This is a genomic window from Mesorhizobium sp. M7A.F.Ca.US.006.01.1.1 (assembly GCF_003997935.1).
In the GTDB taxonomy this organism is placed as follows: Bacteria; Pseudomonadota; Alphaproteobacteria; order Rhizobiales; family Rhizobiaceae; genus Mesorhizobium.
The window spans coordinates 1-663 of the sequence record NZ_RZQL01000520.1; the positions used below are offsets into that span (position 1 = coordinate 1).

General features: G+C 64.1%; 1 protein-coding gene. It reads left to right on the plus strand.

All coding sequences use genetic code 11. The features are described from left to right. Positions 1–663 (plus strand): HAD-IC family P-type ATPase (locus tag EN943_RS37275; protein ID WP_127416635.1); only part of this gene is annotated, 663 nt, incomplete at both ends.

Sequence of the window (663 nt, forward strand, 5' to 3'; positions counted from 1 at the left end):
ATGCGGGCTCGATGGATCCGGGCATGCTGGCAGTCGCGGGAGACATGGCCGCGCATTCCCGCCATCCGTTTTCAAGGGCCATAGCCGGCTTTGCCGCTCCTGGCGCGCGGCACAAATTCGATACCGTGACCGAGCATCCAGGGTTTGGCATCGAAGCCACCGACGCCGGAAGCACTTGGCGGCTAGGTCGACGCGGATGGGCTGGATGGAAGGCCCGGACCGGTGGTGAAGGCAAACATGGCTATGGCGGAACGGTGCTGACAAAAGACGGGCTCATTGTCGCGACCTTCAATTTCGAGGATGCGCTGCGCGCCGACGCCGGCTTGGCGATCAAGCTATTGAGCGACGCCGGGGTGTCGGTGCAGATGCTGTCGGGCGATACTGCGGGTGCCTGCGGTGAAGCCGCCGAGATGCTGGGTATCGAGGACTTCGTTCCGTGCCTGTTGCCATCCGGCAAGGTCGAGCGCATCGAGACCCTGGCGAAAGACGGACACAAGGTTCTGATGGTTGGTGACGGCCTCAACGACACGCCTGCACTGAGCGCGGCGCATGTCTCGATCGCTCCGGCCACCGCCGCCGACATTGGCCGCAATGCCGCCGACTTCGTATTCCTGCGCGAAAGCCTTCTGGCAGTGCCTCTCGCGCTGGACGTCTCGCGCAAGG